The organism is Corynebacterium sp. LK2510 (genome assembly GCF_040946405.1).
Lineage (GTDB): Bacteria > Actinomycetota > Actinomycetes > Mycobacteriales > Mycobacteriaceae > Corynebacterium.
This window is the reverse complement of record NZ_JAYWLR010000003.1, coordinates 149,131-158,817: the sequence shown is the minus strand read 5'-3', so window position 1 is coordinate 158,817 and position 9,687 is coordinate 149,131. Positions and strand designations below refer to the sequence as shown.

Annotated in this window: 4 protein-coding genes and 1 pseudogene; all 5 read right to left on the bottom strand. The window is 61.7% G+C overall.

Features of this window, described 5'->3' with window-relative positions:
• Nucleotides 1-341, bottom strand: a pseudogene (locus VVR41_RS03555) (hypothetical protein); the annotation flags it as partial.
• Between the two features lie 437 nt (nucleotides 342-778).
• The gene (locus tag VVR41_RS03550; protein ID WP_368523623.1) at nucleotides 779-1,981 is read right to left on the bottom strand and encodes an acetate kinase; all 1,203 of its coding nucleotides are present in this window, start codon (nucleotides 1,979-1,981) and stop codon (nucleotides 779-781) included.
• Complete coding sequence (gene pta / locus VVR41_RS03545; RefSeq protein WP_368523622.1) at nucleotides 1,982-3,340, bottom strand: phosphate acetyltransferase; 1,359 nt, start codon at nucleotides 3,338-3,340, stop codon at nucleotides 1,982-1,984. It abuts the gene before it with no gap.
• 363 nt (nucleotides 3,341-3,703) lie between these two features.
• Entirely contained in the window at nucleotides 3,704-7,402 is a 3,699-nt protein-coding gene (locus tag VVR41_RS03540) for a Rib/alpha-like domain-containing protein (protein ID WP_368523621.1), read from the bottom strand.
• 1,200 nt (nucleotides 7,403-8,602) lie between these two features.
• Nucleotides 8,603-9,664, bottom strand: coding sequence for an ATP-grasp domain-containing protein (locus VVR41_RS03535; RefSeq protein WP_368523620.1), 1,062 nt, complete (start codon nucleotides 9,662-9,664; stop codon nucleotides 8,603-8,605).
• Between the last annotated feature and the right edge of the window lie 23 nt (nucleotides 9,665-9,687).

Genomic DNA, 9,687 nt, shown 5'->3' with positions numbered 1-9,687 from the left:
GATCTCTGCAGTGCGGACTCGATGGAGACCAGTGCGGCGGTCCTGCCGTGGTAGCGGTATGTGTCGAACAGCGCGCGTATCAGCCGAACCACCTCGAAACCCCTGTAGCTGACCACCAGCTGATCGTCGAGGCGCCCACTGCGGTAGACAACCCCTTTGCCCCACAGGTCTTTGCGCTTCGCCTTGGCAGCACCGCGCAAGACCAGGTCGATTGATGTGATGCGCCGCAGTGTCTTGATCCCCATCACGTGCAGTGCCGCCGGGCCAGTGAGCACGGCGGTGCGCCTGCACTTGTAGAGCCTCGTAATAGTTGCCAGTTCTTTATCCCCCGAAAAAGACATGGCTCATACATAGCACCGACCCCGGACACGTGCCGCGCCGTCGCGGGGGTGCAAGCTCGTCGTTGGACGACCGCAACGACCCTTTCCCACAGGAGCAACACGCGAACTGGTCTTTCTAGGCAACCTCCGCGGCGCGGTCGTCCAGCGGGCACTCTCCCCCACCCCGGACGACCCCAACGAATCCACGTCACACCAGCACCACCCGACCTGGGCCTTTACACGTCCCAATCCAAAGCGGTCGTCTGGCAGACACGCTCCCTGCCCCGGACGACCACAACGAATCCACGTCACACCAGCACCACCCGACCTGGCCCTTTACACACCCCAATCCAAAGCGGTCGTCCAGCAACTCCCAGAACCAAAACCCCAACACACAAAAAGGGAGGCACCCCGCATCCCTGCGGCGCGCCTCCCTTCAATCAACAGGCAGTTACAACCTATGCCTGCTTAGCAGCCACCTCGGCAGCCTTCTGCGCGATGGCGAGCTCCTCGTTGGTCGGAACCACGAGGACCTTCACGGTGGAGTCTTCGGTGGAGATGACGCGCGGGCCGTCGCCGCGCTGGTCGTTGAGCTCCAGGTCGAGCTTGATGCCGTAGACCTCGAGGTCAGCAAGCGCGTCGCGGCGAACGTAGTTGTCGTTCTCGCCGACACCTGCGGTAAACGCGATGGCGTCAACGCGGCCGAGCTGGATCATGTAAGAACCAATGATGCGGCGCAGCTGGGTGATGTAGACACTGTAGGCCAGCTTGGCGTCGGCGTTGTCCTCGTCGATCAGGGTGCGCAGCTCGCGGAAGTCGTTGACGCCGGAGATGCCCTTCACACCGGACTGGCGGTTGAGCAGGTTGTCGATCTCGTCAATGGACATGCCGCCCTGGCGAACCAGGTGGAAGATGATGCCCGGGTCGATGTCGCCGGAGCGGGTACCCATGACGAGGCCGGCCAGCGGGGTCATGCCCATGGAGGTGTCGATGGGCTCGCCGTTTGCCACTGCGGAGGCGGAGGCGCCGTTGCCGAGGTGGAGAACGATCTGGCGGGTCTCGGCTGCGTCGCGCTCGATGAGTGCGGGCACCTGGGAAGAGACGAACTCGTGGGAGGTGCCGTGGAAGCCGTAGCGGCGGATCTTCTGGGCTTCTGCGACCTCGGAGTTGATGGCGTAGACCGCGGAGGAGGCCGGCAGGTTGCTGAAGAAGCCGGTGTCGAAGACGGCAACGTGCGGGATGTTCGGCAGCAGTTCGCGAGCAACCTCGATGCCGTCGATGTTGGCCGGGTTGTGCAGCGGTGCGAGCGGGATGAGGTCGCGGATCTGCTCGACGACAGCGTCGTCGATCAGAACGGGCTCGGAGAACACGGTGCCGCCGTGGACGACGCGGTGGCCGACAGCGGTGATGTCGAGCTGGGTCGGGCCAACGCCGAGGCCGTCGAGGATGCGGAAGGTCTCCTGGAGGCCTTCCTTGTGGGTCGGGATGGGAAGCTCAGCAGCTTCCTTGTTGCCGTCGTGCCTGACGGTGATGCGGCCAGAGGGCTCACCGATCTGCTCGACCAGGCCGGACACCAGCGGCTCGGCAGAGGAGCCGGCGTTGGGGTCGAGGATCTGGAACTTGATGGACGAGGAACCCGAGTTGATAACGAGTGAGTACATTTATGCTTCTCCTGCCTGAATTGCGGTAATAGCGACCGTGTTAACAATATCCGGGACGGTGGCGCCGCGGGACAGATCGTTGACGGGCTTGTTCAGGCCCTGAAGGATCGGGCCAACTGCGAGCGCGTCGCCGGTGCGCTGGGCGATCTTGTATCCCGCGTTACCTGCTTCGAGGTCGGGGAAGACGTAGACGTTTGCCTGGCCGGCAACCGGGGAGTTCGGTGCCTTCTTGGAGGCGACGCCCGGGTCGCAGGCGGCGTCGAACTGCAGCGGGCCGTCGACGGCGAGCTCGGGGTCAAGAGAGCGAGCCTTCTCGTAGGCAGCCACGGCGCGCTCGACGTCGGGGCCGGAGCCGGAGGTGCCGGTGGAGTAGGACAGGATCGCGACCTTGGGGTCGATGCCGAACTGGGAGGCGGTGCGTGCGGAGACGACCGCGATCTCACCGAGCTGTTCGGCGGTCGGGTTCGGGTTGACGGCGCAGTCGCCGAATGCCCAGAGACGGTCGCGCATGACCATCAGGAAGATGGAGGAGACGACGGAGGCACCCGGGGCGGTCTTGATGATCTGGAACGACGGCTTGATGGTGTGGGCCGTGGTGTGAGCGGCGCCGGAGACCATGCCGTCGGCAAGGCCCTTGTGCACCATCATGGTGGCGAAGTAAGAGATGTCGCGCATGGTCTCGCGAGCCTGGTCGAGCGTGATGCCCTTGGACTTGCGCAGCTCTGCGAAGTCGGCGGCGAACTCTTCGAGCAGGTCGGACTCGAGGTGGTTGATCAGCTGAGCGCCGGAAAGGTCGACGCCGAGCTCCTTCGCGCGGCGCTCCATGTCGGCGACGTCGCCGAGGACGGTCAGCTTGGCCACGCCCTTCTCAAGCAGCTCACCGGCCGCAAGCAGGATGCGGTCGTCTTCACCCTCAGGAAGGACGATGTGTGCCTGCTTTTCCTTGGCGCGGGTGATCAGCCAGTTCTCGAAGACAACCGGGGACATAACCGGGTGCGCCTCAGCGGTGGTGCTAAGTGCCTCCGCGAGCTGGTCCTCGGTGACGACGCCGGCGAGCGTTGCACCAAACTCGGCGACGCGGCGCTCGATAAGCTCTGCACGCGAAGCGGAGTCGGCGAGCACGACCACCGGGACACCCAGCGCGGAAGCGAGCTCGATGTCGAAGGAGAGGTCACCGGTACCAACCACGAGGGCGGGGCCAGCGGCGAGGAGGTCGGCATTGACAATGCCGGACAGCTCCGCGCCCTGGTCCTCCACACGGACTACGCGCAGTCCGTTGTCCTCAGCGAGGCGTTCAACGTCGACGCCATCGAGGTTGCGATTGGCCAGGGACAACAAGACTGACTGAGTTGCAGCCATTAATCCACCTTTCGGTTCCGCGGCGCATAACGCCGGGCGGGGCTTTTGACCCTAACTAGTTTAGTGATACGCCGTTGTCTCACACGAATAAAACCTATGAACATCATCACATATCCAAAATTGCCCTGGCCACGGGATTCTCGGGTGATCACGGGCACAGATTCAGGGCCCCAATCATCACCCTGAGTAGGGGGCGGGGCATCGCTTGTCGACGCCCCATTGGTCCCACCACCCCACCACAAACGAAACACCCCTCTCGCGGATCCACGTTCAGTGGAGCGAGAGGGGTGAAGCGTTACTGAGAGGCAACCCGCCCCGCCCGGTTACAAGCCCCGGGCGGGAACAGATCGGTCACTCTCGGTATTAGCTCTGGGAGCTGGAGCCGGAGCTCAGGTCAGCAGAGTCCACGGAGCTGTCGGCAGAGGAACCGTCGTTGCCCGGGGTGCAGTTCTGAACGAGCATGGCCGTCGCCAGAGCGGCGATGGACAGGCCAGCGACAACACCGGCAACGGTGCCGAGGTCAGCGCCGTAGGCGCGCAGCTGCACGTTGAGCTGCTCAACCTGGGAAGCCAGAGCCGGGTTGAACACGCCAGCCTGCTGCTGGACCATTGTGTTGAACTCCTTGACCGGAGCCAGCACCTGGTCCATGACCGAGCTCATGCCCGGGATGTCCAGCTGTGTAGCCAGTGCCAGCGGTACGAGCGCGAGCAGCGGGAGACCGAAGCCAACGCCGGTGGCGATGCAGCGGCCGAGCTCCTCGTCGGTCAGGCTCGACAGGTCACCGTTGTTGTTGGAGGAATCGTCGGAGCTACCGTCGGTGGAACCATCGGTAGATCCGTCGCTGGAGGTGCCAGCCTTGACAACCGTGACCGTCGTCGTGTTACCTGCCCCGTCGGAAACGACAACTTCGTCGCCTTCCTTCAGCTCGACGCCTTCCGGTACCTCAATCTTCCAGTTGCCGTCCTCGTCAGTGACGGTCGGGACCTCAGTACCGTTCGGCAAGGTGACGATGATCTTCTCGCCCGGGCGATCGCCCTTGCCCGAGATCTCCTTCGCACCTTCCCTGATCGGATCGACAGTCGGAGCCTTCTCGTCCACGACAGTCACGGTGACCGTCTCGGTATCCGTGGAGCCGTCCGGGTAGGTTACCTCGACGGTGATCTCGATCTTGTCACCATTGACAGCGTCGTCGCCCGGTGTGACGGTCAGGTTGCCGTCTTCATCGACCTCCACGGTCCATTCGTCGGAGCCCTCGTTACCCGTGTTCGGGTCAATGGTGGCCTCAACGGTGGAGCCATTCGGCAGGGTGTCGCCGTTGTTCGGAATCTCGACCTCAACGCCCGGGAGAGCCTCCGAGTTGTCCCAGTTCGGAGTGGTCTCATCGGCATCGGTACCCGCACCCGCATCCGCAGGATCAACGACGGTGACCGTCAGCTTCTCCACATCCTTGGAGCCGTCCGGGTAGGTCACCTCAACGGTGATCGTGGTCTTGTCACCTTGCTCAGCATCCGCGGGCGAGGTCACGCTCAGGGAGCCGTCTGCGTTCGGCACGACAGTCCAGCCAGCTGCGTCTGCCGACGCCTCGACCGTGGAACCGGCCGGAAGCTCGTCACCGACGTTCGGGACCTCGATGGTCGCACCCGGCTCAATCACCTCGTTGTCCCACGACGGGGTGGTCAGTGCGGCGTCGTCACCACGGATCTCAGACGAGCCATTGTCGCCCGTACCCGGAGTGTCATCCTCGGAATCGGCAGTGTTGGGGTCGGTCTTCGGACCGGTAGCGTTCGGATCCTCAACGGTCTTGCCGTTCTCGTCAACGATCGTGTTGATCTCGTCACCATCCTTGACCCCATCACCATCGGTGTCCGGGTTCAACGGATCGGTCGGGTCACCCTTACCATCACCATCGTTATCGAACGGGTTGTGAGCGCCACCGTTGACCTCATCACCATCGTTGATGCCATCACCATCGGTATCGGCCTTATTCGGATCCGTACCGAGCTCAGCTTCCTCCGCATCGCTCAGGCCATCACCATCGGAATCGGCAGTGTTGGGGTCGGTCTTCGGACCGGTAGCGTTCGGATCCTCAACGGTCTTGCCGTCCTCGTTGACGATCGTGTTGATCTCGTCACCATCGTTGATACCGTCACCATCGGTGTCCGGGTTCAACGGATCAGTCGGGTCACCCTTACCGTCCTCGTCATTATCGAACGGGTTCTTGCTGCCGCTGACCTCATCACCATCGTTGATGCCATCACCATCGGTATCGGCCTTATTCGGATCCGTACCGAGCTCAGCTTCCTCCGCATCGCTCAGGCCATCACCATCGGAATCGGCAGTGTTGGGGTCGGTCTTCGGATCGGTAGCGTTCGGATCCTCAACGGTCTTGCCGTTCTCGTCAACGATCGTGTTGATCTCGTCACCATCCTTGACCCCATCGCCATCGGTGTCCGGGTTCAACGGATCGGTCGGGTCACCCTTACCGTCCTCGTCATTATCGAACGGGTTCTTGCTGCCGCTGACCTCATCACCATCGTTGATGCCATCACCATCGGTATCGGCCTTGTTCGGGTCGGTCTTCGCATCGGTAGCGTTCGGATCCTCAACGGTCTTGCCGTTCTCGTCAACGATCGTGTTGATCTCGTCACCATCCTTGACCCCATCACCATCGGTGTCCGGGTTCAACGGATCGGTCGGGTCACCCTTACCATCACCATCGTTATCGAACGGGTTGTGAGCGCCACCGTTGACCTCATCACCATCGTTGATGCCATCACCATCGGTGTCCGGGTTAGTCGGATCCGTACCGAGCTCAGCTTCTTCCCTATCGGTCAGGCCATCACCATCGGTGTCCTTGGCGAAGTCAAAAGGAGCATTAGCACTGCTGGTGTAAGTGCTTCCGTCAGGACGAGTAGTCGTGGCGAGTACCGGAATAAGCACGATTCCCCCGTCTTGGTAAACAGGGTTGCCGTTCTCATCAAAGCCCTGGGACACTGGCTCCCGAGGATTGGTCCAGGTGACCACGCCATTTTCATCGACCGAGAGATCACTCGGATCAATGTACGACGGCAGAGCGTTCGTATCAATCTCGAAAGTGGTTGCCCCAGGAGTGGGGTACGTTTCCACATCCTGCGTTAGAGGATCGTCCCACGTCGGAGTGTTAGATACAGCTGTGACACCACTCTTGGTCTTAACAGGAGCATAGGTTGGAATCAGCTCGGTGACTACGATGGTTTTGTCGGTTGCAAGAGGTGCATTGGGTTGCACTCCGTCCGCGCCAATCGCAAAGAGAGCCGCCGTGTACGTCGTTCCCTCGGCAGCACCTTCTGGGATCATGAGTTCGCAAGGTGCGAGCTGTCCCTGAGCGTCCGGGGTCAACCCGTCACACTGTGCGACGACATTGCCTTCAAGGCCACCTTCGTACCAAACAACCCGGTAATTGATATCCGATGTCGTACCGGGAAGGTACGGAAGCCCGCCACCGAAGGCATTAACCTTTTCCTCGACGAGTGTGCCGTCAACCGTCCTAGAGGGGGCAGTGACATGCTTATCGACACTAAGCATGGGCGCCTCAGCACTAAGTGCGAAATTCACACCCTCAATAGCGTTTGCACCGTACGGGGTATGCGACCAACCTGCGGTGGGGCCTGCCCCGTGAGCGCCGTTATTACCGATAAAGTACCCGGATTGCATGTTCCACGTGATGGCAAGACCTGGAGTCTTGTCAATTGAAGCGAACACCCACTCAGTGTTGAGGTCACCCTCGGGGAATTGCGCATAGTACTCACCGGCCGCATTCGTGGTCGCCACTACAGTCGTAACCCACTCATCCAGAGTGCCATTAGCTTTGGCGGCTTCCAACTGTGCCTGGATCCACTCTTGAAGAGCAGCTTCATTGTCACGGTTCCAGCCCAGCCCGCGAACTGCGCCCGTTCCAAGAGCCGCGGGAGCCTCTGCCTTGATGCGAGAAATCGCCTGATCCGTCAAGCTGGACACATATACCTTCGCACCAGCTACCGGCACATCGCGACCATTCACGTTGGTGTACTGTCCCCAGAGCATGCCTCCTTGGACACCTGCCTCGCCTCGCACGTCATGATTCCAGAAAACCTCTCCCTTGACGCGGTGGTTTTCAAAACCAAAAAATGTCTGACGCGGCGGGTCCAAAAGAGCCCCGTCTAGGTTATGCATCGTTTGGTTATCTGGGACCGGCGCGTATGCGATGTGAAGGTTGGAAACCGCACCACCGTAATAGGTCGTTCCTAGAGCAGTATCCACTGCTGCATTGGACTCCGGCCCGAACTGTCCATTATAGAAGGACTTGACTCGATTGAGGGAGTCAGGATCGGGATTGTCCGCCCAAACCCTGATCTTCTCGTTGCCCAACGCCTCGAAGTAGGCGTTGAACTCGTATACTTGTCCGGATTGCGCTCGGAAAGGCTGCATAAAGATGTGGTACGAGCCGTCGGCATTTGTCAGTGTGGAGTACACAGGGGAAACGCTCCCATCCTCCTCCATCCATTGCGCGTAAACACGTACACCGGAAAGCGGGGCTGTGTTGGGGTCGCCGAGTGTTGTCATGGCGTTACCCTCACGCATCGTAAAGACAGTGCCATTGACCGTGTGCGGCTGAGTATCAGGAACGCCCGACTCAATAAAGGGCTGCGCATCAGGGACAGGAAGTCCAGGGGTTTGCGCGGAAGCGACCGCAGCAAAGTCAGGCGCCGCTACCGGCTGAGCAAACGGCGCAACGAGCGCCAGCGACAGCGCAGCGGCCGCGATCGAAGTGCCGCGGCGGCGTGCGATGTGATTCTTACGCATGAAATGTCCTTTCACGGGTGATCCGTGGAGAAGAGAGACAGGAAACCGGACGCACCCGAAGCTGCAGGCACATCAGTGCGCGAGCTCCGGAGCAACTTTCCGCGCTGCTGGCAACCCTTTCCAAAAAGTAGAGATTCCCTAGCAACTACCTGACAGGGTACCGCTACCGACGTGTGTCACCAACCACATAATCCCTGCACATAGCGCTGACACGTCCACAAAATTCAGAATATGCAGACGCTTTAGTAGCGTTTTCAAAACCCCATCAGGGCAAACGTGGGGTGAGTTGTTCAATAATACCGCTACTCACGAAAAATATTTATTACCCATTCAGGGGGTACTTCACCCCTCCAAACAGTTGGCCACGCCCGTCCCCCAGTCGCCTACCCCACCCGCGCTACGCATCGGGCAGAACGACCACTCTCAAGCCCCGGACAACCTCTACGACTCAAGCAATGCCCGCAGCGCCTCGGCCGCACGCACGCGAGCCTCGTCGACGCTGTCCCCTGTCGAGCGCACGACGGCGGTGCCTCTGATCATCTCCACACTGGTTTCCGCAACCGCCATGGCGCGTGCCAGCCCCTCGAGCGTAGGGATCACGCCGCGGGCGAAGCGTGCGGCACCGGGTGTGGTCAGTGTGACGTCGATAGGCAAGCCCAGCACCGCGCGCGCGTGAAGGTCGAACTCGTTGATGCGCTGGGTGACGCTGGTGATGGTGCCGTCGAGAGTCGGGCGGGCCGTGACGTCCGAGAAATAGACCTCGTCGCCGTCGACAAACAGGTCGATGGCGTAGATGCCCTGCACGCCAATCGCGCCTGAGATACGCGCGGCGATGGAGCGGGCATTGCCCATGGCGGCCTCGCTAAGCGGGGCCGGCTGCCACGCCTCAACAAGGTGACCGTCCTCGTGAATGGTGCCGATGGGTTCGCAGAACCACGACGCGAGCTGGCCAGTCTCCGGGTCGATCGAGCGCACCGTGAGGATGGTGCACTCGTAGTCGAAGTCGACGTAGCTCTCCACCGCGACCCGGCCGTCAAGCTGCGGGTCGTAGGCCCTGTCCCACGCGGCGGGCAAGTCGGCGGGGTCGTGCACCACGGTCTGGCCCGCCCCATCGCGGGAGGTGCACGGCTTGACCACGCAGGGAAAGCCCACGCGCTCAGCGCTTCCGGCCAGCTCGTCGAAGCTGTCGATGAACTCGTAGGCCATCGTCGGCAAGCCGTGCTCCTCAGCGGCGGTGCGGCGAATGCCCTCGCGGTTACGCGTGATCCGGCAGGCGTCGGCGGTGGGAACGAGCAGGGTTCCCGTCGCCTCGTGGGCGGCGAGGTCCTCGGGCGCGGCCGGCTCGCACACCAACGTCAGGACGGGGGCCGGACCGGCAAGCGGGGCGGAGTCGACGCTGCGGATGGCAGGGGCGAAGCCGAGCCGCCGGAAAGAAGCCGCCAGCTCGTCCGCGAGCGCGCCGCTGCCCAGGATGAGTACCTGGTTATTGTCCGCCGTGTCCATCGGGGTCGACCGCCTTTCGCTTG

Coding starts and splice junctions, on each gene's coding strand:
- VVR41_RS03550 (WP_368523623.1), bottom strand. CDS start 1,981: ATGTACTCACTCGTTATCAACTCGGGTTCCTCGTCCATCAAGTTCCAG.
- VVR41_RS03540 (WP_368523621.1), bottom strand. CDS start 7,402: ATGCTCTGGGGACAGTACACCAACGTGAATGGTCGCGATGTGCCGGTA.
- pta (WP_368523622.1), bottom strand. CDS start 3,340: ATGGCTGCAACTCAGTCAGTCTTGTTGTCCCTGGCCAATCGCAACCTC.
- VVR41_RS03535 (WP_368523620.1), bottom strand. CDS start 9,664: ATGGACACGGCGGACAATAACCAGGTACTCATCCTGGGCAGCGGCGCG.